This is a genomic window from Desulfosediminicola ganghwensis (assembly GCF_005116675.2).
GTDB classification, from domain to species: domain Bacteria; phylum Desulfobacterota; class Desulfobulbia; order Desulfobulbales; family Desulfocapsaceae; genus Desulfopila; species Desulfopila ganghwensis.
Genome location: NZ_CP050699.1, coordinates 3,432,603 through 3,459,472, shown reverse-complemented (window position 1 = coordinate 3,459,472; position 26,870 = coordinate 3,432,603). Strand labels below are relative to the sequence as shown.

At 46.4% G+C, this 26,870-nt stretch carries 26 protein-coding genes; 7 read left to right on the top strand and 19 right to left on the bottom strand.

All coding sequences use genetic code 11. The features are described 5' to 3' along the window. Positions 1-9 precede the first annotated feature (9 nt). The 3 genes from FCL45_RS14700 to FCL45_RS14690 form a co-directional block, all read right to left on the bottom strand. Positions 10-1,722, bottom strand: coding sequence for a DUF3352 domain-containing protein (locus FCL45_RS14700; protein WP_136799253.1), 1,713 nt, complete (start codon positions 1,720-1,722; stop codon positions 10-12). Between the two features lie 12 nt (positions 1,723-1,734). Continuing rightward, positions 1,735-3,261 (bottom strand): YifB family Mg chelatase-like AAA ATPase, encoded by a 1,527-nt coding sequence (locus tag FCL45_RS14695; RefSeq protein ID WP_136799254.1) that lies wholly within the window; start codon positions 3,259-3,261, stop codon positions 1,735-1,737. A 67-nt stretch (positions 3,262-3,328) separates the two neighbouring features. Continuing rightward, positions 3,329-4,087: a tRNA1(Val) (adenine(37)-N6)-methyltransferase gene (locus FCL45_RS14690; RefSeq protein WP_136799255.1), complete on the bottom strand. Its 759-nt coding sequence runs from the start codon at positions 4,085-4,087 to the stop codon at positions 3,329-3,331. A 373-nt stretch (positions 4,088-4,460) separates the two neighbouring features. Here FCL45_RS14690 and queD point away from each other — a divergent pair, with 373 nt between their 5' ends. The 3 genes from queD to FCL45_RS14675 all read left to right on the top strand — a co-directional run bounded on the left by queD (position 4,461) and on the right by FCL45_RS14675 (position 7,330). Continuing rightward, positions 4,461-4,841: a 6-carboxytetrahydropterin synthase QueD gene (queD, locus tag FCL45_RS14685; protein WP_136799256.1), complete on the top strand. Its 381-nt coding sequence runs from the start codon at positions 4,461-4,463 to the stop codon at positions 4,839-4,841. Between the two features lie 158 nt (positions 4,842-4,999). Beyond that, positions 5,000-6,280 (top strand): nucleotide sugar dehydrogenase, encoded by a 1,281-nt coding sequence (locus FCL45_RS14680; RefSeq protein ID WP_167495874.1) that lies wholly within the window; start codon positions 5,000-5,002, stop codon positions 6,278-6,280. 237 nt (positions 6,281-6,517) lie between these two features. Further along, on the top strand, positions 6,518-7,330 hold the full coding sequence (locus tag FCL45_RS14675) for an RluA family pseudouridine synthase (RefSeq protein ID WP_167495875.1): 813 nt from the start codon (positions 6,518-6,520) through the stop codon (positions 7,328-7,330). Between the two features lie 67 nt (positions 7,331-7,397). Here the strand turns inward: FCL45_RS14675 and FCL45_RS14670 are convergent, their stop codons facing one another. The 8 genes from FCL45_RS14670 to FCL45_RS14635 form a co-directional block, all read right to left on the bottom strand. Then, positions 7,398-7,691, bottom strand: coding sequence for a Smr/MutS family protein (locus FCL45_RS14670; protein ID WP_136799258.1), 294 nt, complete (start codon positions 7,689-7,691; stop codon positions 7,398-7,400). A gap of 11 nt (positions 7,692-7,702) precedes the next feature. After that, positions 7,703-8,848 carry a lipid-A-disaccharide synthase gene (lpxB, locus tag FCL45_RS14665; RefSeq protein ID WP_136799259.1) on the bottom strand — a complete coding sequence of 382 codons (1,146 nt, stop codon included), beginning with the start codon at positions 8,846-8,848 and terminating at the stop codon, positions 7,703-7,705. An 18-nt stretch (positions 8,849-8,866) separates the two neighbouring features. Beyond that, entirely contained in the window at positions 8,867-9,844 is a 978-nt protein-coding gene (locus FCL45_RS14660) for a Gfo/Idh/MocA family protein (RefSeq protein ID WP_136799260.1), read from the bottom strand. Positions 9,845-9,904: 60 nt separating this feature from the next. Next, a complete protein-coding gene (locus tag FCL45_RS14655; protein ID WP_136799261.1) occupies positions 9,905-10,612 on the bottom strand; it encodes an ABC transporter ATP-binding protein in 708 nt (235 codons plus the stop codon). Then, positions 10,605-11,396 carry an ABC transporter ATP-binding protein gene (locus FCL45_RS14650; protein WP_136799262.1) on the bottom strand — a complete coding sequence of 264 codons (792 nt, stop codon included), beginning with the start codon at positions 11,394-11,396 and terminating at the stop codon, positions 10,605-10,607. Before FCL45_RS14650 ends, FCL45_RS14655 begins: the two co-directional genes overlap by 8 nt. A gap of 14 nt (positions 11,397-11,410) precedes the next feature. Continuing rightward, positions 11,411-12,622, bottom strand: coding sequence for an ABC transporter permease subunit (locus FCL45_RS14645; RefSeq protein WP_136799263.1), 1,212 nt, complete (start codon positions 12,620-12,622; stop codon positions 11,411-11,413). A gap of 14 nt (positions 12,623-12,636) precedes the next feature. Next, a complete protein-coding gene (locus FCL45_RS14640) occupies positions 12,637-13,539 on the bottom strand; it encodes a branched-chain amino acid ABC transporter permease (RefSeq protein ID WP_136799264.1) in 903 nt (300 codons plus the stop codon). 91 nt (positions 13,540-13,630) lie between these two features. Further along, complete coding sequence (locus tag FCL45_RS14635) at positions 13,631-14,743, bottom strand: branched-chain amino acid ABC transporter substrate-binding protein (RefSeq protein ID WP_136799265.1); 1,113 nt, start codon at positions 14,741-14,743, stop codon at positions 13,631-13,633. Positions 14,744-14,939: 196 nt separating this feature from the next. Between FCL45_RS14635 and lpxK the strand changes: the two genes are divergently transcribed. Beyond that, positions 14,940-16,001, top strand: coding sequence for a tetraacyldisaccharide 4'-kinase (gene lpxK / locus FCL45_RS14630; RefSeq protein WP_136799266.1), 1,062 nt, complete (start codon positions 14,940-14,942; stop codon positions 15,999-16,001). Positions 16,002-16,447: 446 nt separating this feature from the next. Further along, the gene (gene lpxC / locus FCL45_RS14625; RefSeq protein WP_136799267.1) at positions 16,448-17,443 is read left to right on the top strand and encodes a UDP-3-O-acyl-N-acetylglucosamine deacetylase; all 996 of its coding nucleotides are present in this window, start codon (positions 16,448-16,450) and stop codon (positions 17,441-17,443) included. Between the two features lie 35 nt (positions 17,444-17,478). Here lpxC and FCL45_RS14620 read toward each other — a convergent pair whose 3' ends face one another. Then, a complete protein-coding gene (locus tag FCL45_RS14620; RefSeq protein WP_136799268.1) occupies positions 17,479-17,895 on the bottom strand; it encodes a secondary thiamine-phosphate synthase enzyme YjbQ in 417 nt (138 codons plus the stop codon). Positions 17,896-18,366: 471 nt separating this feature from the next. Here FCL45_RS14620 and FCL45_RS14615 point away from each other — a divergent pair, with 471 nt between their 5' ends. Beyond that, entirely contained in the window at positions 18,367-18,729 is a 363-nt protein-coding gene (locus tag FCL45_RS14615) for a cell wall hydrolase (protein WP_136799269.1), read from the top strand. An 86-nt stretch (positions 18,730-18,815) separates the two neighbouring features. Here the strand turns inward: FCL45_RS14615 and FCL45_RS14610 are convergent, their stop codons facing one another. From FCL45_RS14610 to FCL45_RS14600, 3 genes are read right to left on the bottom strand one after another with little or no spacing between them, the layout of a single operon-like run. Beyond that, entirely contained in the window at positions 18,816-20,018 is a 1,203-nt protein-coding gene (locus tag FCL45_RS14610) for a DegT/DnrJ/EryC1/StrS family aminotransferase (protein ID WP_136799270.1), read from the bottom strand. 56 nt (positions 20,019-20,074) lie between these two features. After that, positions 20,075-20,926, bottom strand: a complete 852-nt coding sequence (panC, locus tag FCL45_RS14605; protein WP_136799271.1) for a pantoate--beta-alanine ligase — start codon at positions 20,924-20,926, stop codon at positions 20,075-20,077. Continuing rightward, positions 20,923-21,618 carry a YfgM family protein gene (locus tag FCL45_RS14600; protein WP_136799272.1) on the bottom strand — a complete coding sequence of 232 codons (696 nt, stop codon included), beginning with the start codon at positions 21,616-21,618 and terminating at the stop codon, positions 20,923-20,925. The genes panC and FCL45_RS14600 overlap by 4 nt, the downstream gene beginning before the upstream one ends. Positions 21,619-21,754: 136 nt before the next feature. On the opposite strand from FCL45_RS14600, the gene xseA reads away from it, so the two are divergent. Next, positions 21,755-23,110, top strand: a complete 1,356-nt coding sequence (gene xseA, locus FCL45_RS14595; RefSeq protein ID WP_167495876.1) for an exodeoxyribonuclease VII large subunit — start codon at positions 21,755-21,757, stop codon at positions 23,108-23,110. A gap of 125 nt (positions 23,111-23,235) precedes the next feature. Here the strand turns inward: xseA and ndk are convergent, their stop codons facing one another. From ndk to cbiB, 4 genes are all read right to left on the bottom strand, one after another. Then, on the bottom strand, positions 23,236-23,649 hold the full coding sequence (gene ndk / locus FCL45_RS14590) for a nucleoside-diphosphate kinase (protein WP_136799274.1): 414 nt from the start codon (positions 23,647-23,649) through the stop codon (positions 23,236-23,238). A gap of 172 nt (positions 23,650-23,821) precedes the next feature. Then, positions 23,822-24,469: a precorrin-8X methylmutase gene (locus FCL45_RS14585; protein WP_136799275.1), complete on the bottom strand. Its 648-nt coding sequence runs from the start codon at positions 24,467-24,469 to the stop codon at positions 23,822-23,824. An 18-nt stretch (positions 24,470-24,487) separates the two neighbouring features. Then, positions 24,488-25,858 (bottom strand): cobyrinic acid a,c-diamide synthase CobB, encoded by a 1,371-nt coding sequence (locus FCL45_RS14580; RefSeq protein ID WP_136799276.1) that lies wholly within the window; start codon positions 25,856-25,858, stop codon positions 24,488-24,490. After that, positions 25,852-26,847: an adenosylcobinamide-phosphate synthase CbiB gene (gene cbiB / locus FCL45_RS14575; protein WP_136799277.1), complete on the bottom strand. Its 996-nt coding sequence runs from the start codon at positions 26,845-26,847 to the stop codon at positions 25,852-25,854. The genes FCL45_RS14580 and cbiB overlap by 7 nt, the downstream gene beginning before the upstream one ends. Between the last annotated feature and the right edge of the window lie 23 nt (positions 26,848-26,870).

The window sequence follows — 26,870 nt, the reverse complement described above, 5'->3', positions numbered from 1 at the left end:
GAATCAGTATCACTCTCTAATCTTGGTTTTTGACTCTATAATAATGGTATCGCCATCAAGCGAAGTCCTTGTGGCGGATTTTTCATACATGGCAAGCCCATGTAGTATGGGGCTAATCAGGTTGTCCGTGATCACTCTGGCATGGATCGCGGCTTGCCGGTCCTGTACCGCTATAATAGTACTGAGCCAGCTAACAATCTTTTCCAGATGCAGGGCCAGGGTAGCCTGATCCACATAGAATACAGAATTGTTCAGCTTTTGAAAGCCCGGATCCAGTCTTTCAAACGATTCTGCCGCAACAAGTTGAGATTCGGTCAACGGAGTATCCAGGATTGCCCGCAGCATATCCATGGTATTAGCAATAATAAGGTAACCCCGGTAAATTGTATAGACCGGTTGCAGGCTTTCGCGGTCATAGATGCCCCAGACATAATATTGAACGTCCTTATATTTCCGGCTCTGCAAATGAATGTCGAGTTGGTTTAAACTTTCCTGAATCAGCGCGTTGACAGACTCCTCATCACGGAGCCTTATCATCAGCGCCGTGTCTGGTATCGGGATAAACTGTGCCCGCAAACTCGGTTTGAGCAGAATGGAGACACTTGAATCAGCCATATCTATAATCTGTTCAACCTCGTAACCTGTTGAATTTTTGATCTCAAACCTTATGGATTCAATATCTGCGTCTGTTTCACCCGCCTCAGCCACAAACATATTCCACAGTAGTCTTGGATTCAGAGTGTTGGACCAGTAATAGAGCAGTACATTATCTCCCACGAGAGACAGAGTATCATTGATAGACGGCCGGGTGCTGATCATTTCCCTGACCTGTATGTCCATTGCTTCCTGGTTGATTTTGGCCAGAATTTTATCGTTGGAAATATCTTTATCACGCCAGGTACCGTAAGACAGTGTGGTTATACCTCTGAGGGTGGACATCTCATGAAGTACCGCTTTCGCCCTTTCGTCAGCAGATCGACTGGCACCGTATTGCGCCAACTCCTGCAGGCCATCTATTGCAATATAAAGGAATCTCTCTGCCTCGCCGAGTTTAGTACGATGAGCAAGGAAATCCGGATCAGTTCCAAGATTCACAGATTGCTCGTCAAAGATATCCAACGACTCCCGTATGATCCGTTCCTCAAAAGAGGCAAGAACGTATCCCTCTACAACCGAAATATAGAGTGTATAGTTTTCAAGAACCATTCGGTTTATAGTGTGCTTCCCATACATTACAGAGGTATTATCGAATGTGCCTCCATAGAAGGTAAGTAACTTTGCCAGGCTAAGTTGAGGCAGATCCGGTTTACTGATCAGCAGGGTGTGATGACGAACAAATAAGTCAAGCGAATCATCATGATTGGACCAGTTACGCTGGGGAACAAAGGCAACGGAACATTTTTCACCGAGAATATGCTGTACAAGCGGATCAGTTCGTAATCTGTCCACCCCTTCGAGCACCTTTCGTATCTCAGCCTGATACTGATTATTGAAACCACCCTCACTGAGCACTTTTTCGTAATCTATGGAGTCAAGGGCCTTGCCAAATCGTGAGTTAAAGAATCTCTTCATTGACTCAACACCATCTACCTGCTCTGCGTAGATGAGGGTATCCACAGGGAGGAATTGGGTTGTTTCCAGCTCGTGAATCTCTATACGACTTACAAGAAATATTCCGAGCACCATTAAGGTACTGACCAAAACGGATAAGACGATACGCATATTACTCTCTATTTAGATACTGTTTCTGCGAAACTGTATTGCCTCTGCAATATGTTTGGACGCAATGTTTTCAGAAAGCTCCATGTCGGCAATTGTGCGGGCCAGTTTGAGTATCCTGTGATAGCCTCTTCCGGACAATCCAAGCTTCTCCATACCTCTTTTCAAAAGCGTAGATGAAGCCTGATCCAATGAACAATGTTCCTCGATTTCACGGGTCTGCATTTGCCCATTACACTCTACATGGGAAATTCCAGTAAAACGGGTTTGTTGAATTTTCCTTGTTCTATTAACACGTTCCCGGATTTTTTGCGATGTCTCACCGCACTCCTTTCCACTCATCTCGTCATATTTCAATGCAGATACGGTGAGATGAAGGTCGATTCTATCAAGTAAAGGACCAGATACTTTACTCTGGTATCGCTGGATTTGAACCGGACTACAGGTGCATGAATTTCTTCGATCACCAAGATAACCGCAAGGGCATGGATTCATGGCGACAATCAATACAAAGGTTGAAGGAAAGCGCAACGACATGTTGGCCCGGGTAATGGTAACATGTCCATCCTCCAGGGGCTGGCGCAACACCTCCAGAACGTGCTTTTTGAATTCAGGCAACTCGTCCAGGAATAAAACACCATTATGAGCAAGAGAAACTTCACCTGGCTTTGGAGTATTACCGCCGCCAATCAGCCCGGCATCTGAAATAGTATGGTGCGGTGCACGGAAAGGTCTATGAACTCGCAGGGCTGGCCCCGATTCGCCCAGATGACTGATACTATATATTTTTGTGGTCTCTATGATCTCCTCATAGGTCATTTCAGGCAGGATAGTCGGCACTCTCCTGGCAAGCATTGTCTTACCGGAACCTGGTGGACCTTGCATGAGAAGATTATGTCCGCCGGAGGCTGCAATTTCTAGAGCTCTTTTTACATGCAACTGGCCTTTTACTTCTGAAAAGTCAGCACTGTAATCCTGTTCAATGAGTTTTTTCGGTGAGATGGCTGCACGGACAGCTTTGAGCTCTCGTCTGCCATGAATAAACTCAACCGCTTCCGGCAGGCTGGCAACAGGGAAAACATCAATGGAGGAGGCAGCAATTGCTGCCTCCTCCATATTTTCTTTAGGGACAATAAATCTCTTAATGCCAGCCTCCCTGGCTGCCAAAAGCATTGCCAGAACACCTTTTACCGGACGTACGGATCCATCCAGAGAAAGCTCACCGACTATGCATGTTTCTTCAAGCTGCTTCGGCTGTATAAGTTCCGTAGCCGCAAGAATTCCCATGGCAGTGGGCAGATCGAAACCCGCCCCTTCTTTACGGACATCTGCTGGTGCCAGATTGACTGTGATTCGCTTGTTCGGGAATTCATAACCGCAGTTCTTAATCGCGGCTTTAACCCTGTCCTTATTCTCCCTGACAGCACTGTCAGGAAGACCTACAGTGGCAAAGGTCGGTAAACCAAGGGCAACATCCACTTCGACATCAATGAGTAGACCGCTAACTCCATAAGAGGTACAGCTAGTGATTTTGGCAAGCATGATGTTGACTATCTGTTGAAAGGTTTGATGATCTGAAAATTGAGCGGGATACGAGATGTCACGCCTGTTAAGGAGCGAAAAGCCGATTCATCTGATCGCTATACTCCCCGTTTTTCTCCCGGTAAATGTAAAAGGGTTCTTTTATCCGGACACCTCGGCCGCCGTTTTTAAGGCACCTGAGCATCACCAATTTGGCGTTGACCTGCTCATTGGGATAGCTGTAAACAAATTGCAGATCCTTAATCTCCAACCGCACAGCAGCAAGAGCTGAGGAAAGCTCTACAAACTGCTCAGCCGGATAGATAAACACAGCGGAGCCACCATTTTTTAATACAGCGGCGGCGCCCTTGGCAAAACCGAAGATATCGGCTGTTATCTGATGCCTGGCTATTTTAGCTTGCGTATCAAGGCATTGACGACCAGTTTCCGGTCTGTAGAATGGCGGATTACAAACCACCAGGGAAAATGACTCAGGTTTAAATATATTCAATATTTCCTTCACGTTTCCCTGATAACATGAGCATTTTTCGGCAAATTCGTTTTCAGCATAATTCCTGTTCGTTAAATCACAGAGTTCTTGCTGCAACTCGAGAGAACGCAAAGTGGCGATTCGCTGTTTCCACCGGTGCATCATTATCAAACCAATGACACCGCTCCCCGCACCGAGATCCAACACCTTTTCACCTTTTGCAGGAGTATGAAAGTGTGCTGCCAGGACTGCATCCACCGAAAACCGATAGCCATTCCTGAATTGACTACAATACACTTCACCATCAAAGAGTGTATCTGCAGTCATCTGTTGTGAGTTTTCAGGTACTTCTACCATTTTGATTTATAACCTCTAATCCTCTGTGTTTCTATTTTTCAATTTCTCTGAATCTGAGCATATAGACTCATGCTTGCATGTGCTGCTCGGAATTTCCTATATTTTCGTAAGAATTCTTCTCACTTTAGGTAGAGTTTCTGACAAATCAGATACATCTGATACTACTGATATAGTGCACCTTTCACCATAACACGTTCTTGCACCATGTGCTTTGTACCTTGTATTGTCTGCACGCCGCCCCTCTTTTTTTATGGAATATGGTGACAAGGAATATTATAAAGAGGTGACCGTGATCTTTCGTAATCACTCTGAAATCTCAGTTTTCAGATGATACGAAAGCGCTCTTTGTTAAATCAAATTTCAGGAGTCATGTATGTACGATATCTTTGTAAAAACCCATTTTGCCGGAGCGCACCATCTGCGAGATTACCCCGGTGACTGCGAACACCCTCATGGTCACAACTGGAAGGTTAAAGTGACTGTTCGTGCCACCGGCCTTGATAACCTCGGCATGGGTATTGATTTTACCGTCCTGAAAAAGCATGTAAAAGAAGTTATTGATACCATTGATCACTGCGATCTCAATGAGCATGAAGCATTTAGGATATTAAATCCTTCATCTGAAAATATTGCTCAATATATTTACAACAATCTCGTGGACAAACTCGACCATGAACGATATTCTCTATACAGCATTTCTGTTTCCGAAACAGATAACCAAGGCTTGATTTACTACGGTAATTCAGACCAGTAGTGCTTCCTTTTTTTACCCTGTATACTCAGGTTATAGTCGGGCGGTTTTGTTTTAATCTGCAAAAACGCCTGACCACTTTCTGCCCCATTTGTTGTTTTACATTTTTTATATTAACTGCAGCCCCTTAACATCTTTTGCCTAAAATAAAGGTTTTCTCCATGATTACTCTTAAAGAAGCCAGACTATGTGTGGTTGGGTTAGGATATGTAGGTCTGCCCCTGGCGGTTGAGTTTGGGTATAAATACCCGACAATAGGTTTCGACCTGAACAGAGCTAGAATAGAGGAGTTACAGTCCGGCAAAGACTTAACCCTTGAAGTCCCTCAAGATCAGCTTATGGCTGCCGAATTTCTGAGCTACACAGACAGGGTGGAGAAACTGACCAAATGCAATATCTTTATTGTGGCGGTCCCAACACCTATTGATGATGCCAAGCAGCCGGATCTCAAACCGCTACTCAAGGCAACCGAAACAGTGGCAGGCTGTCTGAAACGGGGCGATATTGTGATCTACGAGTCTACTGTTTACCCGGGTGCCACCGAGGAAGAATGTGTCCCCCTTCTTGAAGAGATATCGGGTCTTACCTACAACAGGGATTTCTGTTGTGGCTACTCACCGGAGCGAATAAATCCCGGGGATCATGAGCACAGATTACCAACTATCGTTAAAGTTACCTCTGGCTCTACCCCGGAAGCAGCTGAACTGATAGATAAACTATATTCATCTATAATCGATGCAGGTACATTCAAGGCAAGTTCAATTAAGGTTGCTGAAGCCGCAAAGGTCATAGAAAATACCCAGAGAGACGTAAATATCGGTCTTATCAATGAGCTCTCGCTTATTTTTAATAAGCTTGGCCTCAACACCATGGAAGTTCTTCAGGCGGCAGGTACCAAATGGAATTTTTTACCATTCCGCCCGGGATTGGTTGGCGGTCACTGTATAGGGGTCGACCCGTATTACCTCACCTACAAAGCTAAAAAAGTAGGCTATAGACCCAGGATGATACTCGCTGGCAGGCGTACCAATGACGCCATGGGCCATCATATTGCCGCACGAATAGTGAAAATGCTGCTGCAAAGGAAGATCGACACCATAAATTGTCGAGTGCTGATCATGGGGCTCACCTTTAAAGAAAATTGTCCAGACCTTCGCAACACCCGGGTAACAGACATCATTGACGAATTGCGCGAATATGGAATTGGGGTTGACGTACACGATCCTTGGGTTGATCGGGAGCAAGCACTTAAGGAGTATGGCATTGAATTGGTAGATACCCTTGTTCCAAAAAGCTATGACACTGTCATTTTAGCTGTCGGCCATAAGCAATTCGCACAAATGAGCCGTGACAATCTACAATCTCTTCGAAAAGAAGAGCGTTCAATAATTTTCGATGTTAAATCTCTCTATCCGCGCGACTGGGTGGATGACAGTCTATAAAAACATCCTCTGAATAATACAACTCGGGCTTCAGGAAGTGGGGCGTGAAGAGCAAGAGCATAGGGGCAATGGTTTAAAGCTACCCCCTAAAATTTCGATATATTGAGTTAATCAATATGCAGATCACTTGCAGATCTACCACTCCTCACGCCTCTCCCTTTACCTTTTCAAGCTGAAGATTAAGGGGTATCAGATAATAATATTCCCCATAGCTGTCACGTTAGGTATCGTATAGTTTTGAAATTTACTCACCACACCGAAGTTAAGGTCCCTATTCTCCTGGTTGATTTGCTTTCTGAAGAAACCGGCCTCTCCAAAAGCATTGTCAAGGATTGCCTGAAAAAAGGTGCTGTTTGGTTAAGGAGACCTAAAAGGAAGGAAATCAGAGTTCGAAGGGCCAAATACCAGCTTAAAAAGAAAGATTCGGTCAAGCTGTATTACGATACATCCATACTCTCACAGCCTGCGCCGGAACCGGTTTGTATTTCAGATGAAGGCAGATACAGTATTTGGAATAAACCCGCAGGACTTCTCAGCCAGGGCACAAAATATGGGGACCACTGTTCCCTTTTGCGGCTTGTTGAAAAACATTTTGAAAATAGAGATGTTTTTCTAGTACACAGGCTTGATCGCGAAGCTTCCGGCTTAATCTTAATTGCCCATGACCGTCAGGCAGCAGCTGCCTTTTCTACAATTTTTGGGCATCATAAAGATAAATCAGTTGAAAAGTGGTATCAGGCAACTGTGCAGAAGGTGCTCGGCGAAAACGGCAAAGAACTTCGAATCGAACTGCCGCTTGACGGTAAGTCATCAACAACCATCGTCAAAGTAATCGCAATTGACCAGCAAAGAGACCGGAGCGACTTACTGATACAGATCCTAACAGGGAGGTATCACCAGATACGGCGCCATCTCAGCATGATCGGTCACCCCATTATCGGTGATCACAGGTATGGAAGACCAGAGGGTGAAAAACTCCACCTCAAGGCGTGCAGGCTGAGTTTCATCTGTCCACTCACCGGACAGGCGAAGAGTTACACTTTGCAGTAAGCCTGAAACATTCGTTACCCAAACATGCCACCTTAAAATAAATAGATCGGGCTGCCAGGGCCCGAAATCACTTCAGAGGGATTAATACCGCAATAGTTGCTCCCCAGCTACCTGCGCCTTCGCCCGCCAGTCGAAAACTGGCTACAGCTTCATTTCTTTCCAACAGCGCATGCACAGAGCGTCGGATATTGCCTATTCCTTTACCGTGAATAAACCGAACTTCAAGGATATTTCTCTGCCTGCACTCTTCTATGTAATCAGGGATCAGATACTTAAGATCTTTGGGGGAAAATGGATGCAGGTCAAGAATGCCGTCAATGGGCATCTCAACCTGTTCATCGTGTTCATGGAATTCATCCATCGCCAGACCTTTTACAGGAGTTTCAGGGCCAGGTCCGCTGCTTTAACTGAAGCACCGGGACCACCCATGAGATTGCGAACACCGGCCAATCCGTTCAGCATATCCTGCATCTTGCTCTCATCTTCAAGCAACCCCTGCAACTGATCTGCAATATTCTCAGGGCAAACTTCTTTTTGCAGCAACTCAGGAACTACTTCACGTTCTGCAATGAGATTGACTAACGAAAAATATTTAATGTCAATCAACAGCGTACCCAGAAAATACGTCAGCGGGGCCAGCCTATAGGTCACAACCATAGGCGTATTGAGAAGAGCCAGCTCAAGAGTAACCGTTCCGGATGCGGCAACTACCGCATCGCATGCGGCCATCAGATTATAGCGATCCCCTCGAATTACATGCAAATCGAGTTTTTGCTGATACTCCCTGAGACCCTGCGCGTTCAGTTCTTCTTCAGATATTGTAGAAGCCAACGGGAGTAAAAAGATAAGGCGCTGTTTGCTATTTTTCTGTAAACGTTCTGCGGCTTGAAGAAACGTCGGAAGCAAAAATGCAATTTCTTTTGATCTGCTTCCCGGCAACAAACCGATCAGCCTGCAGCCGTCATCCTCCCCCTCTTTATGAGTGAGGCTATGTTTTCTCAAAAACTCAGCTCTTGAAAGATCAGCATGAACGCTGTCCAGCAGCGGGTGACCGACATATTCAGCCTCAACACCCCTGTCTTTTAAATACTTCTCTTCAAAAGGCAGAATGACACCAACCCTGTCTGTGCGTTCGGCGATGGTTTTCACCCTACCCGACCGCCAGGCCCATACCTGGGGGCAAATATAATAGAAAACAGGAATACCAAGCTTTTTTGCAGCCTTGGCAAGCATCAGATTGAAATCAGGCAGATCAATTATGATAAGTAAATCGGGGCGTTTTTCAGCCAGGAAACGGCGGAGAATTCTTTGGGCGGCAAAGATATCGGCCAGGTGGGAAACAACTTCGGAAACACCGACAACGGAGACTTTTTTGGCATCGAAGAGAATTTCGACACCAGCAGCTTCCAGCTCCTCCCCTCCCATCCCTGCGAAGGAGAGATCGCTGCATTTTTGCCGCATGGCCTTCACAAGATTCGAGCCATGCAAGTCACCGGAGGCTTCCCCGGTGACTATCATGATAGACTTCACAGTATTTTACTTAGTGTTAAGATAGTCTTTGAATACGTCAAGATTCTGATGCTGCTTAATCTGCTCCATCACTTCCAGAGCAACCGCCAGAGCCCTTCTGCCCTCGTGACCGGACACAGCAGGCCTGGTTCTATTCTCTACGTGATAAACAAAGTGCTCTATCTCACTTCTCAGAGCGTCACCTTCTGTAAAGGAATTGATCTCAACATCCTGTTTTGGCATGCCGGAATCCATGAGTTCCTTTTTCAGGTGAATGGTCATTACCTTCTTATTGGCAAAGTCCACATTAATGTATGAACCTGGCTGGAAGATACGCATTTTTCTGATATTGGTGCGGGATATCCTGCTGACAGTTACGTTTGCAGTGGCTCCATTTTCGAAAATAAGTCTGGCGTTGGCAATATCGGTGGTCGCCGTGGCAACTGGTGCCCCGACAGTGTGAATCTGCTTGATAGGTGATTTGACGATATTGAGTATAATATCGATGTCATGAATCATGAGATCAAGGACGACATCAACGTCTACACCACGATTTTTGAATACAGAAATACGATTACTCTCGATGAACACAGGCTGGGTAAGAAATGGCTCCATCGCCTGAACCGCAGGATTGAATCTCTCCAGATGACCAACCTGAAAGACCAGAGATTTCTCTTCAGCAATGCGTATCAGGTCATCTGCTTCTTCCAGAGTTACCGTTATTGGTTTCTCCAGGAGAACATCAACTCCGGCGTTCAGACAATCGCTTGCTACTTTATGATGGAGACTGGTGGGGACTACAATTGAAACTGCATCAACCAGCGCGATAAGTTCTTTATAATCCGCATACGCTTTGCATGAACACTCTTCGGCCACCTTTTCGGCCTGTTCCAGGCTTACATCTGCTACACCAACCAGTTCAGCATTCTCAAGCGCCGCATATTTCTGCGCGTGAAACCTTCCGAGATACCCGACACCAATTACACCGACTTTAGTCTTTCCCATAGAGGGCTTGCTCCTTGCACCTCCAGGGCACCTCATCTGTGCCCCGGATCAATTTGCCGATCAGATTCCCAGATAGGCTTTCTGCACATCCTGATTCGCCAGAAGATCACTGGCCGGTCCACTCAGGGTAATGGCTCCGTTCTCCAGTACATATCCTCTGTCCGCAATGTGCAGCGCCTGGTTGGCGTTCTGCTCGACAAGAAAAATTGTTGTATTGTTTTCTGAATTTATCTGCTTGATTATTTCAAAAATCTGTTTGATCACCAGCGGGGCAAGCCCCATGGACGGTTCATCCAAAAGCAGCAGTTGCGGCCGCGCCATAAGCGCACGTGACATGGCGAGCATCTGCTGTTCACCACCACTCAAGGTTCCGCCATCCTGGTTTCGTCTCTCGGCTAAAATGGGAAAAAGATCGAAAACATACTCAATATCTTTCTTGATTTCCGCCTTGTCATTCCTTAGAAACGCACCCATATCAAGATTTTCCCGCACAGTCAGCTGCGGAAAAATATGCCTTCCTTCAGGCACCTGACAAAGCCCTTTCTTGACGATCTCATCAGAGTTCCTGCCCTGAATTTCATCACCATTAAACAGAATTTTACCGGATCTGCAAGCTACAACTCCGGAAATCGCCATCAAGGTAGTACTTTTGCCTGCGCCGTTTGCCCCGATGAGGGTAATTATCTCACCCTCATTAATCTCCAGGCTCACATCTTTCAAGGCAAGGATGTTGCCATAACCTGCCTGTACATTCTCGAGTTTAAGCATCTACGTCCTCACCTAAGTATGCCTTGATAACATCTGGATTGGTACGGATCTCCTCAGGCTTGCCCTCGGCTATCTTCTTACCATAATCCATAACGAAGATTCTGTCAGAAAGCGTCATAACCAATTTCATATCATGCTCAATGAGTAGAATTGCCTGACCATCAGAGGATATTTCCCTTATCAGATCAATAAGTTCCTGAGTCTCCTGGGGATTCATTCCAGCAGCAGGTTCATCGAGTAGAAGCAGAAGCGGTTCCGTGGCGAGAGCTCTGGCTATTTCCAATCTTCTCTGCGCGCCATACGAGAGATTGTCGGCTCGTTCATTCGCAAATTCTGCAAGGCCGATTTTCTCCAGAAGACTGTAGCTCATCTCCATTATTTCCTGCTCTTCCCTACGGGTAGCAGGGCCGCGGAAAATTGCACCGAGAATGAAGGCTTTTGTTCGGCAATGCCGGCCGATCATAACATTTTCCAACACCGTCATTTTAGGAAAAAGCCGGATGTTCTGAAATGTTCTGGCCAGACCTTTCTTCGTAACGTAGTTTGGCTTCAGCCCTTTGAGGCTGGTACTCTTACCAGCTCCCGGAGGAGTCAACATCACATCTCCAGCTGTGGGCATATAAATACCGGTAACACAGTTGAAGAATGTGGTCTTGCCTGCACCATTGGGACCGATAAGAGCGACAATCTCTCCGGAGTGTACATCAAGGTCCAGTTTATTCAGCGCACGAATACCGCCGAAATCCATGGTAAGGCCGGTAACTTTCAATATTGGGGTAGTCATATCTCTGCTGTGCCTTATGAATTTTTCTCAAATCTGTACGTTCTTCTGACATTGGCGATCAAACCCTGGGGTCTGAATACCATCATCATTACCAGAATGGCACCAAAAGCCAGCATTCTGTACTCTGACAGGGCACGCAGATATTCAGGCATGAGTATCAGAACAAGCGCACCGATAATAACACCGACAATTGACCCCATTCCACCAAGCACTACAATGGAGAGAATGATAGCGGATTCGAGAAATGTGAAACTCGCAGGATTGATAAAAGTGGTCTTCGCGGCGAAAATCACCCCCACAATACCAGCCCAGAACGCCCCCAGAGAAAAGGCTGTAAGTTTGGTCTTCTGCTTGTCTATTCCCATGGCCTGGCAGGCAATTTCATCCTCCCGCAAAGCAATCCAGGCGCGGCCTAATCGAGAATCCTGCAACCTGTTCACTACAAAAATGGTGAATATCATAAAGCCGACCATTATGTAGTAAATATAGAGAATTGACATTTCCAGGCTCATCTCGATACCGAAAAACTCAGGCCGGGAGATGTTGGAAATACCACTTGGCCCCTTGGAAAATTCATTCCAGTTCTCCAGTACCAGTCGAATAATCTCACCAAAACCCAAAGTGACAATGGCAAGATAATCGCCCCTGAGCCTCAATACAGGATAACCGAGCAAAATACCGGCAATTGCTGCAAGTCCGCCACCAATAGGCAGCACTTCCCAGAAGCCCAGCCCGAAATGGTGGTTGAGCAATGCGTAGGAGTAGGCACCAACCGCGTAGAAGGCAACAAAACCCAGATCGAGCAAGCCAGCCATACCTACAACGATGTTCAAACCAAGACCAAGTACCACATACATAAGCGCAGTGGTCATGATGTTGGTCTGATAGGTTGAAAACAGATGAGGGAATATCAAAATAATGGCAGCAAGCACCATAAAAAGCATATTTCGCTGTTTTGTGTTCGCTAATATTTTGTGGATGAAAGATGCCTGCTCTTTTGAGTCTTCTTCACTTTCCTCCGTGCTTTTTAAAGATTTTCGATATTTGGCGAACTGTATGATGCAGTACACGATAAATGTGCCGATACCCACCATAAGCGCATTCGTCCAGCGCCACTGAACGATCCTCTCAATTGGATCAACCTTGATCACCATGATTGGAAAGGTCAGAAAAACGAACCAGAGTGAAATGAGGGCGCCCTTCTTAAGTTCATTTAGAGAAAACATAGCAACCTTACAAGTTACACTTTCTGTGTTTCAGCCTTACCGAGAAGACCGGACGGTTTGAAAAGAAGAATCAACACCAGCAAAGAGAAGGCGAAGACATCTTCATAATCACTCGATACGTAACCGGTAGCAAAACTCTCAGTCAGCCCAAGAATGAGACTTCCAAGCACTGCTCCAGGAATAGAGCCGATTCCACCAAGAACTGCAGCGGTAAAGGCCTTGATTCCAGCCAGAAATCCAATATAGAAATTGATCTGTCCGATGTGGGATGCAATCAACAACCCGCCTATGGCAGCAAGAGCTGAACCGATGATAAAGGTGGCGGAAATAATATTGTTCACATTGATTCCAACCAGCATTGCCATGGTCCTGTCCTGCGCAGTCGCTCTCATTGCCTTGCCAAGTCGGGTAAACTTGATGACGTAGGTGAGAATCAACATGGCCACCGCAGTTGTAACAAGGATGACAAGATCGGATGAGCCAACAATATGGGCAACCGGCTCCATAAAGGCGAATTCAGGAATCAATTCCGGAAACGGCAGAAAGTCAGAGGTCTGTGCGAGCAAAACGTAGTTCTGCAGAAAGATCGACATACCGATCGCGCTGATAAGCGGAGAAAGTCTCGGGGCATGCCGGAGAGGCTTATAGGCAATTTTTTCGATAGTTAACCCATATGATGCCGCCCAGATAGCTGCTGCGACACCAGCGAGTGCAACTATGGCCAAAAGAGGAAAGCCGTAAATGGAAAGAACGGTTGCAACGATAAATGAGGTAAAAGCTCCAATCATGTAAATTTCACCATGGGCGAAATTGATCAGACCGATAATACCGTAAACCATCGTATATCCCAGTGCGATAAGGGCATAGATTGCCCCCCGGGAAAGACCGCTAAAAAGTAGCTCTATAAAATAATCCATAAGATACCACAAAAAAAAGAACCTGAAGCAGGCCGCCAACACTGAGCGCAACCTGTTTCAGGTGATATTTAAGTGTACGAAAAAACAGCTATTATAATTCTACAAATTCGCCATTTTGTACCTGGTAAACGGAGAAGCCGACACCAATTGCGTCACCTTTCTCATCGAAATAGATGCTACCAACCGGAGTATCAACTTTCTCAGTCTGCAGTGCTTTCTTGAGAGCATCAAGATCGGTGGAACCAGCCTTTTCGATAGCATTCAGCATAGCCAGAGTTGCTGAGTATGCATTCTCAAAGAATGCGCCGGGATCTGAACCGAAGGCTTCTTTGTGCTCTTTAACAGCCTGAATGGACAGTGGGTTGGAGGTGGTGTCCTTAGGACCGGAAGCATACGCACCCTCAGAATTCTTACCAGCTACCTTAATGAAGGTGTTGTCCTTAACGCCGTCATCAGAGATGAAGTCGGCCTTGAGACGCTTTTTACGCATCATGCTGATAATCTTGGAAGCTTCCGGATGGTAACCACCAAACATTACAGCCTCTGCACCGGAGCGCTTGACCTTCTGAACAACGGCAGAATAATCAACTGCGCCGGGGGTAACGCCTTCAAAAAGCACAACTTCTGCTTTTCCTGATTCTTCGAGGAATTTCTTGGCAAATTCAGCAAATCCTTTACCGTAATCGCCTTTATCATGAACGATTGCAATCTTGGTGTAACCAAGAGTATTCAGAGCAAACTCGACATCAACCTGGGCCTGAGCATCATCAGGGGCGATGGTACGGGCAAAGTTCGGATAGTCGCCGCTCTGGGTGAGAGCAGGATTGGTGGCAGATGGAGACATAACGAGAACGCCTGCATCTTTGTAAATCGGCAGAGCTGCCTTGGTAGCACCAGAGCAGATATGACCAAGAACAACATCAACACCGTCAGAAACAAGCTTGGTTGCTGTGTTGGTCGCTACCTCTGGCTTACATACGTCATCTTCGACCAGCAGTTCAATTTGCTTGCCGTTAATACCGCCGTTGGCATTAACCTTGTCGATGACCAGTTTCGCCGCATTGACTGACGGCAAACCGTAAGATGCCAGATCACCACTGTGTGCACCTGCAACACCGAATTTAATGGTGTCATTGGCAGACACCATTAACGGTGCCGATAATGCTACACAAATAGCTGTTGCAGCTACAAATACCTTTTTCATGCCTTTCTCCTCCCTCGTTCAGTTATTGACAATACTGCACCTGGTGCAATTAACTCGGATCGCAAAAGAAATTTGCAAATAAAGCGAGTACTGCGTATGAATGTAGAGACTTATTTATTCTTCATTTGCAAATAAATAAACAAAAAAAGTCTTTTTGCCTATTTTTTTTAACCACTTTATCCCCATCGCATTAAACATGAAGCCTCTTCAGCTTTTTTACTTTCTTGGTATTCCGTTCAGCCCGCTTTACGGGATGGCAATGAAGATTCGCTCTCTCTTGTATAGCAAAAACGTTTTGAAAACTTCCAGACTTTCCATCCCGGTCATTTCTGTGGGCAACCTCACAATGGGTGGCAGCGGCAAAACACCAACTGTTCAAATGTTATCGCGCTTTCTGCAGAAAAGTGGCTTTACAGTTGGAGTTATCAGTAGAGGGTATGGAGGGAAAGCGAATAAAGACATCAATGTCGTATCAGACGGTACCAATATCTTATTGCCCGCCGAAGAAGCCGGTGACGAGCCATTCATGCTCGCTCAATCGGTGCCGGGTCTGAGGGTTGTTACAGGAAAAAAACGCTCTATCCCAGCGCAATACGCTCAGGATCACCTTAAGTGCGATGTTCTCATATTAGATGACGGGTTTCAGCACATGGCAGTCCACCGAGATCTTGACATCGTACTGTTTAACGCAACCACCTTGGCTGGCAATAACCGGGTTTTTCCGGCAGGTGATCTCAGGGAACCAAAATCCGCTCTCCAGCGGGCTGATATCTTCCTGCTCACAGGTGTAACAGATGCAAACCGTGAGAATTCTTTGGCATTCAAGCACAAGCTCACAGCCGAATTCCCGAACACCCCGGTATTCACTACACAAAACAGCGTTGATGGCGTATATGACCAGAATAACAACGTCTTGAATGTATCAGATTACGCCTCAGTCAGCCCTCTCTACGCCTTGAGCGGAATTGCCAACCCGGAAAGATTCATTCAACTCCTTACTAACAGCGACATTTGCCTGTCAGGTCACACTGCCCTGAAAGACCACACAGAGTACAATAGCGAACTCATTGCAAAGATCTCTCAAAAAGCGCTGTCCAGTGGTGCACAAGGAATCATCACGACGCACAAGGATCTGGTAAAGATGGAAAATCTTGCACCTGGACTACCACTCTACTGCCTGAAAATTTCTGCACAGCCATCAGGTGGTTTTTATGATTATATAGCTACCAGGCTCTCATTACCCTTGAGTAAAGGATGAAAATCAGTTGAAAGACACTCGAACGGACCCTCCTCCGCTCACCCCATGTCAACAAGATGTGTACTCTCCTGCCGGGCCATGAACCCATGTGCGGTTATGGCGAAACAAAATGGTTCAGCCTGCATCGAGATATCTGCATATTTTCAATTCTGTTCACCTCATATTTTGCCGTGCATCTGTAACGTCTTCATTCGAATTTATCGCTATAAAAATTGAGAACTAAAACACACAGTGAGTGTTATTTTCGCCACGTGTTGTCTTTTACACCACAAAATACATAAACAACACACTCTTCAACAATATTTAACACTTGCAGCTATATCCCTACTATTCTGTCGTTTATTTAAGTCCTCCACACAAGAAGTGTCCAATCAACCGCCTGGCATCTTATTTGCATGGAATTGCATGAAAGGATTTTAAATATATTTATCGTTAAGGAATTTTTTATGTCGTTGTCACTAGATCCATATCAATATACACTCAAAAAAACCGTTAGCTGCTGTGGTGTTGGCCTTCATACCGGAAGGACTGTCAACCTCACCATCAAGCCAGCGCCTGCTGACAACGGTATTCGCTTTTTCCGCTCCGATCTTGCGCCAGGCAAGCCCATCAGAGCACACATGGATAAAATAGTCGATACTCGGCTTGCAACAACAATTGGCGAAGAGAACCACACCATCTCTACCACAGAGCACTTGATGGCAGCCCTGCACGGATACGGTATTGATAATGCTGATATCGAAATTGATGCTGGCGAAGTACCTATCATGGATGGCAGCGCGGAACCATTTTTTGCCATAATCAAAAACAGTGGTAAACAGCGACAGGGCAGTCTTCGTAAAATACTCCGCATAACCAGCCCTATTCATTATACAGATGGCGACAAAAAATTAACCATCAGCCCGTTTAACGGCCTGAAGATTACCGGCGAAATTCAGTTTGATGACGAATTTATCCAGACCCAGAAATTTTCAATTGATCTGACGAAGGATAGATTTGACAAAGAAATCGTCAGGGCACGCACTTTTGGCTACGTCGAACAGGTCGAAGAGCTTTGGGCCAATGGCCTTGCCCTTGGAGGCACCCTGGATAACGTTATTGCTATTCACTGGAATCGCAAATCCATCCTCAACGAAGATGGACTTCGCTTCGATAACGAATTTATCAGGCATAAAGTTCTGGATCTGGTCGGTGATATAGCCCTTCTCGGTTGCCCTGTGCTCGGTCATATTGAAGCATACAAAGCTGGTCACACCCAGCACCTGGGTCTCATGCAGGCTATTGTCGACAGCCCCGAATGCTGGGAACTGGTAGAACTCAGCCACAATGGCACTCAGTCCGTGTTCAATGATGTTTTCCATAGCACCAAAGCAGCGCAAGACATCATTATGCCTATTTTCGCCGGTGCAAGCGCTGGCAGTCCAGCCACTTCACCCGCCTGATCACAGGCGGGTGAAGAACCTTTACTACTCGTTACTTACTCTCCGATTATTTTTACCAGCACCCTCTTTGGTCTTCTACCATCAAATTCCCCGTAGAATATCTGCTCCCAAGTGCCGAAATGTAATTTGCCACCCGTAACAGCTACCACAACCTCGCGACCCATTATCTGTCTCTTCATATGCGCGTCGGCATTATCCTCGTAGCCATTATGTCGATATTGTTCAACAGGTGCATGAGGTGCAAGTTTCTCAAGCCAGACCTCATAATCATGATGCAGTCCACTCTCATCATCATTAATGAAGACTGACGCTGTAATGTGCATAGCATTGCAAAGCAGCAGACCTTCGGTAATGCCACTTTCAGCCAAACACGCTTCAACCTCAGGCGTAATATTGATAAGACCTCTCCTCGATGGCACGTTAAAGGTCAACTCCTTAAAATATGATTTCACTGAACCCTCCGTTCAATATTGCTTTTCTCTCTGGTAAAGAGCAATGTGACGTCCGTTAGGCCTCAAAGGATCACGCCAATTGCTGCACAATTCGCCATGATCCAGTACTGTCCGCCTATCAACACCATGCATTGACACTGAAATTGGTGTATCATTTTACAACTGCAATCTGAACTTTGCCTTACCATCCGCCGTAACACGCAACAAGCAATTCAAGCCACTGTTATCCTCAGAAATTCTTGAAAGAAATTCTATTCAAAAAATGATTATTTTATTGACCTTGCCCCGTATTCCTGTATATTAGACTTATCACTTGCCACCATTAGCTTTTCCTTTGTGAAGTAGTTTAAATACATACGCAACAGCAAACCAAGTCATTACAAATTGTTACAACACATAGAAAGATAACTGGAAATAGTATTCTTCACTATCTGGTAACGATTATCTATACCAATTATTTGGAGGAACAAAGTGTCTATTCTTGAAGGCCTACTATGGCTGACCCTTAACGTCTATCATGAAGCTCGCTCAGAGCCACAGGTTGGGCAGGTCGCAATAGTTCATGTAACCTTGAACCGGGCCAAAGAGCAAAACATGCCGATCAAAGCAGTGGTAACTCAGCCATACCAGTTTAGCTGGACATTCCAGAAGGCATCCTACGTACCTAACGACACCAAGGCTTTCATGCAGTGCTTACAATCTGTATATGTTGCCCTGCAAACGGCCGACATCACCAATGGTGCCACACATTACCACCTGGATACCATCACCCCCTACTGGGCAAAACAATACACCTATGTTGACCAGTTCGGATCGCATAAGTTTTACAAGTAGTTCCCGGATCCACATCCAATAAAAAAGGCCTGATACTCAATTTCGAGTACCAGGCCTTTTTCGTTGCATCAATATACTATGTTACATCAGGCGTTTTTCGCTTTTCTCAGCGCATTACACATTGCATCGAGTCTGTCTTCGGGCATCTTGACAGGAACCGGATATACGAGGGTTCTGCCAATGAGTTCAGCAGATTTCGGCAATGCTGTTGGATCATAGACAACCCTGCGCTTACCGCCTGGCTCAGCAAAAGGCCAACCAGACTTTATCGGGGTGGAACCTGCCAGAATGTGTTCCCATGCCGGGTAGAAATGCCAGGTATTCTCTGCGAAGTTGATTGCACCAAAGCCTTCAGCACGGAGAACCTCATTCACTCTGGAACACTGTTCACGATCCTGCAGAGTAAAACAGCAGAACGTTGCTGTATCACCTTCAGGATCCATGAGCTTTCTAACGCCTGACCCTGGAATTTCAGCGATTGTTTCAAGCAACCGGGACTTGGTCTTTTTCTGAGCTTCGATCATGTAAGGCAATTTTGCCAACTGAGCAATGCCGATTGCACCCTGGATTTCCATCATACGGTAATTGAAACCAATGAAACGACGTCCCTCACCGCCACGTGCACCAGGGTTGGGAATGTGGTCATGGCCATGATCGTGGTACTCAGACATGGTACGCCAAAGTTCTTCATCACCAGTAATGATCATTCCACCTTCACCGGTGGTCATGGTCTTAACAGAGTCGAATGAGAAGGTACCGCAGCTGCCGAAAGTACCGAGATACTTGCCGCCAATATGTCCGCCAGTGGCTTGAGCAGTGTCTTCAAGTACAGGTATATTATGCTCCGCTGCAATCTTGACGATTTCCTCCACATTTGCCTGAGCGCCAAGCATATGGACTGGAATGATACATGCGGTTTTATCGGTAATTTTATTTTTCAGGTCTTCCGGATCCATATTCATGGTCTCGTCAACCTCAGTAAATACCGGTACAGCACCTACTTCAAAAATCGCTTCCCAGGTTGCTACAAAGGTAAAACCCTGGGTGATAACCTCATCTCCAGGCCCGACGCCAAGAGCGGTAAGGGCTACTTTCAGCGCGGTGGAGCCGGATGTAACCGCCTGGGCATGGCTGGTGCCGCAGTAGCTGGCAAAGTTTTCCTCAAACTGCTTTACCTTGTATATACCTTTACGCTGTTCCGGGAACTCATAACGAAACAGAACACCGGTATCGAGAACTTCAAGGATCTCTTTCTTCTCTTCTTCACCAAATATTTCAAAACCTGGCATAATGTACTCCTTAATGCTTTAGTGCAATCTTTTGCTTGTAGTCGTAATCAAGTAGCTCAACAAAGAGGTGAGTTATCGATCAGACGAACTTTATTATTGACCTTCATGGCCATAGCGAGAACGCTTTCACCATCGGCGATTTCCATCGGACGCAGGGTGCTCTGATGCACAATGCTGACATACTCGACAGAACACTCCGGATGTTGCTCTATCATGCTTTCTGCCATAGTGATGATTTCCTGAGCCGGCAGACTTCCACCTGCATCGGCAAGCATCTTCTTCGCTTGACCGATCGCCTGGGACAGACACACAGCGATCTTGCGCTCATTGGCGTCCAGATACTTGTTTCTCGAACTCATTGCCAGGCCATCCTCTTCACGAACGATAGGATGACCAATGATTTCTATATCAAAATTTAAATCAGCTACCAGTTGTCGAATCAAGGCAAGTTGTTGAAAATCTTTCTGTCCAAATACTGCTTTGTGCGGCTTGGCCAAATTAAATAGCTTGGTGACAACTGTTGCGACACCATCAAAGTGCCCTGGACGATCTGCGCCGCATAGTCCTTGCGAAACCTTGTCCAGGCTGATCTTTGTCTGGAATTGCTCACCATACATTTCGCTCGGATCAGGGCAAAAGAGCAGATCGACACCCTCACCTTCAGCCATTTGCTGATCCCGCTCAAAGCTTCTAGGATATGAGTCAAGATCTTCATTCGGACCAAACTGCATGGGGTTGACAAAGAGCGTAGTAATGACACGGTCACACTTTCTTCGCGCCTCACGCATGAGCGACAGATGACCTTCGTGGAAAAAGCCCATGGTTGGAACCAAACCAATCGTTAAACCATTACTTCGCCATTGGTTTGCCTGCTGCTGAAGCTCTTTGGTTGTGCGAACAATTCTCACTGCTGTGCCTTGATTCTTGCAATTTTTTCATCTACATACGCTCTTTGAGCATCGAGACCTGGTTCCTCGCCTATCACGGCAAGATATTGGCCATAGATGCCCATAGCCTGGTCGAACTCTCCTCGAGTCTCATGTATACGTGCCATTCCCGCATAGGCTGTCAGCTCATAGCCGTTAACAGTTTTGAGTGATTCAAAAGCGGCATAGGACTCGTCATATTTCTGCTGAGCCTCGTAAGCTTCAGCAAGTCCAACCAAGGTAAGCGGATACAGTGGACTATCTGCTTTCAACCCTTTGCTGACATCACTATATTTCTGGGCGGCAGAATCATAATTTTTTTCTCTCATCTCAAGATGAGCCAATTCGACCTTGGCCCATACACCGGATGCGGTATCATCGAACTCGGACGCAACTTTCTCAAATGCTGCGATTTGAGCATCGCCTGTTTCTTTCTCGGCAAGCGTAAGAGCAGATGCAGCTTTTTCAACACGCTTCTCCTTGTAAGACCCATAAAGTGACACTGTAACAATTGCGATTAGAGTTACAGCAAGGGCGATCTGTATCTGACGTTTGTTTTCCCGCAGGAAACGGATCACTTTCGGAGGAAGATTGAAATGTTCAAGCAGTCCCTCAACCTGACTTTGATCTTTAGGGTCTACATATTTCTTTTCATAAGCGCTCGGACCAGACATTATACGTCTCCAATGATTGTACAACAAATATGGATATAAGATTGTTTCGGCAGGGCGATTATAATATATACTGCATTCACTGTCTATGCGTAAACATAGCAGCCTTTATACTTATAACCCAATTAGCCATTATATTATGCAAATTGAACCTCACGCTACAGTACGCACCGTCACACAGATTACAACTGAAATCAAGCTGATGCTTGAAGGGCAATACCGATTTATTGCTGTTGGCGGAGAAATCTCCAACCTACGTACACCCTTCTCAGGTCACCATTATTTCACCTTAAAAGATGAAAATGCACAGATCCGTGCGGTTATGTTTAAAGGGCAGCAGAGATACCTTGCCGAAAAATTGCGTGATGGCCAGCAGGTTATTTGCCGGGGTAGAATCTCTGTGTACGAGCCAAGGGGAGAGTACCAGCTTATTGTCGACACCATCGACCATCACGGTCTTGGTGTATTGCAGATGCAGTTTGCAGCACTGAAGAAAAAACTCTCTGAGGAAGGGCTATTTGATGTGAGTTCCAAAAAGCTTCTTCCCGATTTTCCACAAAAGATCGTTGTCGTTACCTCCCCTACCGGTGCCGCCATCCAGGATTTTCTTAAAATCTGCAAACAACGCAAAACCAGCGCACATATTCAAGTGTATCCTGTAGCTGTGCAGGGTGATAAGGCTGCCGGGGAGATCGCCCGTGCACTATCTGTAATTAACAGGAAAATCCCTTGCGACATGATTGTGCTCTGCCGGGGGGGCGGCTCTCTGGAGGACCTCTGGGCCTTTAATGAAGAAATCGTCGCCAGGGCAATTTATGCCTCCCGCCTTCCTGTGCTCACCGGGATTGGCCACGAAATTGACACGACCATAGCTGATCTCTGTGCTGATGTACGAGCCGCGACTCCAACCGGTGCGGCTGAAATGATCATCTCCGACAGTGAACAACTAGGCCTTCAATTACTGGCGGCGCGAAACAGGCTTCGCAGAACTATCAGCAACTCTATTTCACAACTTGCCGGACAGGTACAACACCAGTCACGGGTATTGGCCAACTTCCACAACAGACTTGAAACACTCTCGCTCAGGGTCGACCTGTCGACAGAGAAATTCCAGAGAGCTGGATATCGATTTTTTAATGAGAGAGAGCGGCACCTGAAGGATCTCAACCAAAGGCTGAATCACCAGGCTCCATTAAACCAGATTGCTCTGCAACAGCAGAGACTCGGGCATTTACATAACAATCTCACCCAGCACATACAAAGAATTCTTCAGAAAAACCGGAACTCTCTGGCTAAATCCGCTGCCCTTTTGCAAGGCGTTAGTCCACTGTCTACCCTGGCCAGAGGATACAGTATCGTTCAAAAAAAGGATGAAAGAACAGGGGAATCAACCACCATCAATTCGGCAAAACAAGTAACCATTGGAGAAAACGTCAACGTACTGCTCCATGAGGGAGAACTTCTCTGCGAGGTTTTGGCGAAGACGGAAAGTTGAGCTTTGACAAGGTCTGCGGGATAATTACTTCTCTGGTCAAAAGCGTTGGGCGGGGAGTTTAAAAGTTCTAATACTTGCCCGCAGCAACACAGAGTGCCGCTGCGGAGCGTACAGCTAAAACGTTTTTACAGAAGCTCGAGGCCTGAAAAGAAATATCCGATTTCAAAGGCCGCGGTCTCGGGAGCGTCTGAGCCATGGGTGGCGTTCTCACCAACGAAGGTTCCAAACTCCTTACGAAGTGTACCGTCAGCAGCCTCTGTCGGGTTGGTAGCACCCATCAGATCACGCCACTTTTTGATAGCTCCATCAGCTTCCAGTACCATCACGACACACGGTCCACTGCTCATAAAATCTGTAAGCTCATCGAAAAACGGTTTGCCCCGGTGAACATCATAAAAGCCTTCCGCTTCCTTTTTACTCAAAAACAACTTTTTCAGTCCAACAACTTTGAAATCCTCTGCGTAAATTCTGGCCAGAATCTTTCCTGCATTACCCGCCTTGAATGCATCGGGCTTAATGATTGCAAATGTTCGTTCCATGAAAATCCCTCTTGAATAATGTTAACGAGATACAGAGAGTTAGCATCACTCAATACAAAAGTCAAGCTTCATGGTTCGTATTAGAAATTCAGTTTCTTAATATTTGTGCAGTGTCTGGCCAACCTTCCTATTTCAGTCGGAACTACCAAGCCTTATTACGCTCTACAACGTTTTAATCCAGGAGAGCGAGTTTCAATAAAGCGTTGGTGATAGCCGCAGCTATGGGGCTTCCCCCTCTTCTACCGGACACGGTAATAGCAGGAACTGCTCTCTCTTTCAGCATCTCCTTAGACTCCGCAGCATTAACAAAACCCACAGGAACCCCAACAATAACGCCAGGTTTGAAATGTCCTTCATCAATAAGCTTGAGGGCTGAGACGAGCGCAGTCGGGGCATTGCCGATAGCCAACACGGCTATGTTTCTGTCGTGATAGAGCTGCATCGCCGCATCCGATCTGGTTATCCCTTTATCTTTCGCATATACAGCGACCTCAGGGTCACTTACCCCGCAATACACCTTGCCACCAAACCTATCCAGGTTCACCTTGCTCACACCGCTGGAAACCATGTTTACATCAGTGAGAACGTTACCACCAGATCGAATGGCGGAAATCGCGGCAGTAATCGGATCATGCTGAAAGACTATCGTATCTACCAGAGCGAAATCACCGGTTGCATGGATGACCCTCTGTAACACCCTGAATTCTGGTTCTGAATAATCAGTTATTTTTTTTCCTGTCTGCTCAAAAAATTCAGATTCGATTATCCTGAAGCTTTCAGCTTCTATCTCTGACGGCAATACATTCTGAAGGCGTACCATATATATCCTCTTAATACGTTATCCACGCTTTGCTCGATTAACTTCCAGCTCTTCCAGAAGTTTTTTTATACTCTTAACATTACGGGCAAAATGGAGGTGAATATAACTGCCATAGGCTTGAGCCCTCTTGCACCCTTCTTTCCTGCCATCAGCTAATGTGTACAAAAACTCGAGTTCATCTGCCCGATCGACAATGTCTGAGTAGTGAAATTCATGACCGAAAAATTGCTCGCCACCATCGCCAAGCAAACAATCTGTTACCAGCTCCGGGCTACGATAGCCAAGTCTGGACAGACGCTTCTTCATCACGACTGATACTGGGAAAATCCCAGCCATTTCATGTAACCGGCCATCGTGATCGACAATATCATCGGTCATATACATAAATCCACCACATTCACCGTATATGAACTTACCATCATCTGCCCAGTTTCTGATAATATTTCTCATAGAAATATTTGCAGACAACTGCTGGGCGTACAGCTCGGGATATCCGCCGCCAAGATAGATACCCGCAATATCATCAGGCAGTGCGTTATCATGTAACGGACTGAAATTTACTATCTCGAAGCCGCACTCTTCAAATATTCTTATATTCTCAGGGTAGTAGAAACAAAACGCCTCGTCCCTGGCTACAGCGAGGCGAGGTTTGGTATTTTGTTGAACCTGCGAATCATCCGCGCGAAGATCAGGGGTGATAGGATTTTTTTTCAGAGAAAGTTCAAGTAATTTGTCTAAATCAATTGAATCCTCTACTGTCTGGATCAACTTTTCCATTCGTCGCTGATCCTGGTCTATTTCATGCCCCATATGCAGACCAAGATGCCGTGATGGCATTTCAAAATCGACATCTCTTGGGAAAAAACCAAGAATCGGAGTCTGGCACGAGGCCGAAATCGCGTCTTCTATTAACTGACGATGCCTGCTCGACCCAACCCTGTTGCATATCACCCCGAGTAACCTGGTGTCAGGACTATACGTTTCGAAACCTTTAACCACAGCGGCCACACTCTCGGCTGCTGAGCGCACATCGACGATTAGCAACACCTGGATATCCAGTGATTTTGCCAAAGCCGCAGAGCTGGCCAGTCCCCCATCGAATAACCCCATTACCCCTTCAACAACCACGGCCTCGGCATCAGCAGCATAAAAGTGGTGGGAGTTACGACACCCCTCCTCCCCCATCATCTGCAAATCGAGATTGATTGATGGCCTCGGCACAACGAGTTGATGCAGAGTCGGATCGATAAAGTCCGGCCCGCACTTGAACGGCTGTACATCTATCCCCCGCTTTGCCAGTGCTGCCAATATGCCCAGGGTTATTAAGGTCTTGCCTGATCCACTTTTGGTCGCACCTATCAGAAATTCGGATCTGCCGGAATTCACCATTGTACAATCCAATATCGAAGAGCTAAAAAGAGTACGACAAACAGAAATGATGACACGAACATAATCCTGTTTGTCAATTGTATATCCCGTGGCGAGACAGCTCGTACTGCATCGCCGATAGTCGGCTTGTGCACCGCCTTACCGAAATAGTCGGAGGTGCCGCCAAGCTGAATCCCCAGGGCACCTGCCACGGCGGCTTCAGGATGGCCGGCATTCGGGCTTGAATGCTGGAGTCTGTCCCGCAACAACACCCGCCAGCTCGCTTTTGCATCGAGCCTCAGCAACCAGGCGGTAACGACCAGAATTACACCGGTAATTCTGGCTGGTATAAAATTTACGCAATCATCGACTCTGGCAGCCACCGTGCCAAACTTGATATACCGCTCATTTTTATAGCCATACATGGAGTCCATAGTATTGATTGCCTTATAAAAATAGGCCCCTATGGCGGCAAGTGCGATTGGAGAGAGTATCCCGTCCAGGGGCAACGCGCTGAACAGTATTGCGAAAAATACCGGTGCCGTCACGCCATCCACCAGATTCTCCGCCACAGTCTCGACTGTGGCCCGGCTGACTCCGGCTTCATCGAGTGATGCGGTATCCCTGCCGACTATACAGGCTACTTTCTGCCTGGAAATTTCAATTGATGCACCTCCAGTCAGAGCATTATAGACTTCCATGCTGTGTCTTTGCAGGTCCCGACAGGCAACACTGCTGTACAATACCAATACCGAAGCGACGGCCTCTGCCCAGATGGAGAATGAATGGATAAACATCAGCAAGGCTGTAACAATCGCTACGGTGCTTAACAGCACGAGCAGAAATGCTACAGTTCCCGCAGAACGGGCATTGCCAAATATCGCCCTGGTGACAGTCTCATAACTGGTGCACAACCAGCCAATCCCGCGTACCGGGTGCGGGATTGACCTTGGGTCACCAAAAATAAAGTCGAGCAGCATACTGCCCATGAATTGCAAAGAAAAAAGCATATAGAAACGGTCCAGAAGATCCC

Excerpts from the sequence above, each read along its gene's own strand:
- FCL45_RS14700 (WP_136799253.1), bottom strand. The coding sequence starts at position 1,722 with ATGCGTATCGTCTTATCCGTTTTGGTCAGTACCTTAATGGTGCTCGGA.
- FCL45_RS14695 (WP_136799254.1), bottom strand. The coding sequence starts at position 3,261 with ATGCTTGCCAAAATCACTAGCTGTACCTCTTATGGAGTTAGCGGTCTA.
- FCL45_RS14690 (WP_136799255.1), bottom strand. The coding sequence starts at position 4,087 with ATGGTAGAAGTACCTGAAAACTCACAACAGATGACTGCAGATACACTC.
- queD (WP_136799256.1), top strand. The coding sequence starts at position 4,461 with ATGTACGATATCTTTGTAAAAACCCATTTTGCCGGAGCGCACCATCTG.
- FCL45_RS14680 (WP_167495874.1), top strand. The coding sequence starts at position 5,000 with ATGATTACTCTTAAAGAAGCCAGACTATGTGTGGTTGGGTTAGGATAT.
- FCL45_RS14670 (WP_136799258.1), bottom strand. The coding sequence starts at position 7,691 with ATGGATGAATTCCATGAACACGATGAACAGGTTGAGATGCCCATTGAC.
- lpxB (WP_136799259.1), bottom strand. The coding sequence starts at position 8,848 with ATGATAGTCACCGGGGAAGCCTCCGGTGACTTGCATGGCTCGAATCTT.
- FCL45_RS14660 (WP_136799260.1), bottom strand. The coding sequence starts at position 9,844 with ATGGGAAAGACTAAAGTCGGTGTAATTGGTGTCGGGTATCTCGGAAGG.
- FCL45_RS14655 (WP_136799261.1), bottom strand. The coding sequence starts at position 10,612 with ATGCTTAAACTCGAGAATGTACAGGCAGGTTATGGCAACATCCTTGCC.
- FCL45_RS14650 (WP_136799262.1), bottom strand. The coding sequence starts at position 11,396 with ATGACTACCCCAATATTGAAAGTTACCGGCCTTACCATGGATTTCGGC.
- FCL45_RS14645 (WP_136799263.1), bottom strand. The coding sequence starts at position 12,622 with ATGTTTTCTCTAAATGAACTTAAGAAGGGCGCCCTCATTTCACTCTGG.
- FCL45_RS14640 (WP_136799264.1), bottom strand. The coding sequence starts at position 13,539 with ATGGATTATTTTATAGAGCTACTTTTTAGCGGTCTTTCCCGGGGGGCA.
- FCL45_RS14635 (WP_136799265.1), bottom strand. The coding sequence starts at position 14,743 with ATGAAAAAGGTATTTGTAGCTGCAACAGCTATTTGTGTAGCATTATCG.
- lpxK (WP_136799266.1), top strand. The coding sequence starts at position 14,940 with ATGAAGCCTCTTCAGCTTTTTTACTTTCTTGGTATTCCGTTCAGCCCG.
- lpxC (WP_136799267.1), top strand. The coding sequence starts at position 16,448 with ATGTCGTTGTCACTAGATCCATATCAATATACACTCAAAAAAACCGTT.
- FCL45_RS14610 (WP_136799270.1), bottom strand. The coding sequence starts at position 20,018 with ATGCCAGGTTTTGAAATATTTGGTGAAGAAGAGAAGAAAGAGATCCTT.
- FCL45_RS14600 (WP_136799272.1), bottom strand. The coding sequence starts at position 21,618 with ATGTCTGGTCCGAGCGCTTATGAAAAGAAATATGTAGACCCTAAAGAT.
- xseA (WP_167495876.1), top strand. The coding sequence starts at position 21,755 with ATGCAAATTGAACCTCACGCTACAGTACGCACCGTCACACAGATTACA.
- ndk (WP_136799274.1), bottom strand. The coding sequence starts at position 23,649 with ATGGAACGAACATTTGCAATCATTAAGCCCGATGCATTCAAGGCGGGT.
- FCL45_RS14585 (WP_136799275.1), bottom strand. The coding sequence starts at position 24,469 with ATGGTACGCCTTCAGAATGTATTGCCGTCAGAGATAGAAGCTGAAAGC.
- FCL45_RS14580 (WP_136799276.1), bottom strand. The coding sequence starts at position 25,858 with ATGGTGAATTCCGGCAGATCCGAATTTCTGATAGGTGCGACCAAAAGT.
- cbiB (WP_136799277.1), bottom strand. The coding sequence starts at position 26,847 with ATGCTTTTTTCTTTGCAATTCATGGGCAGTATGCTGCTCGACTTTATT.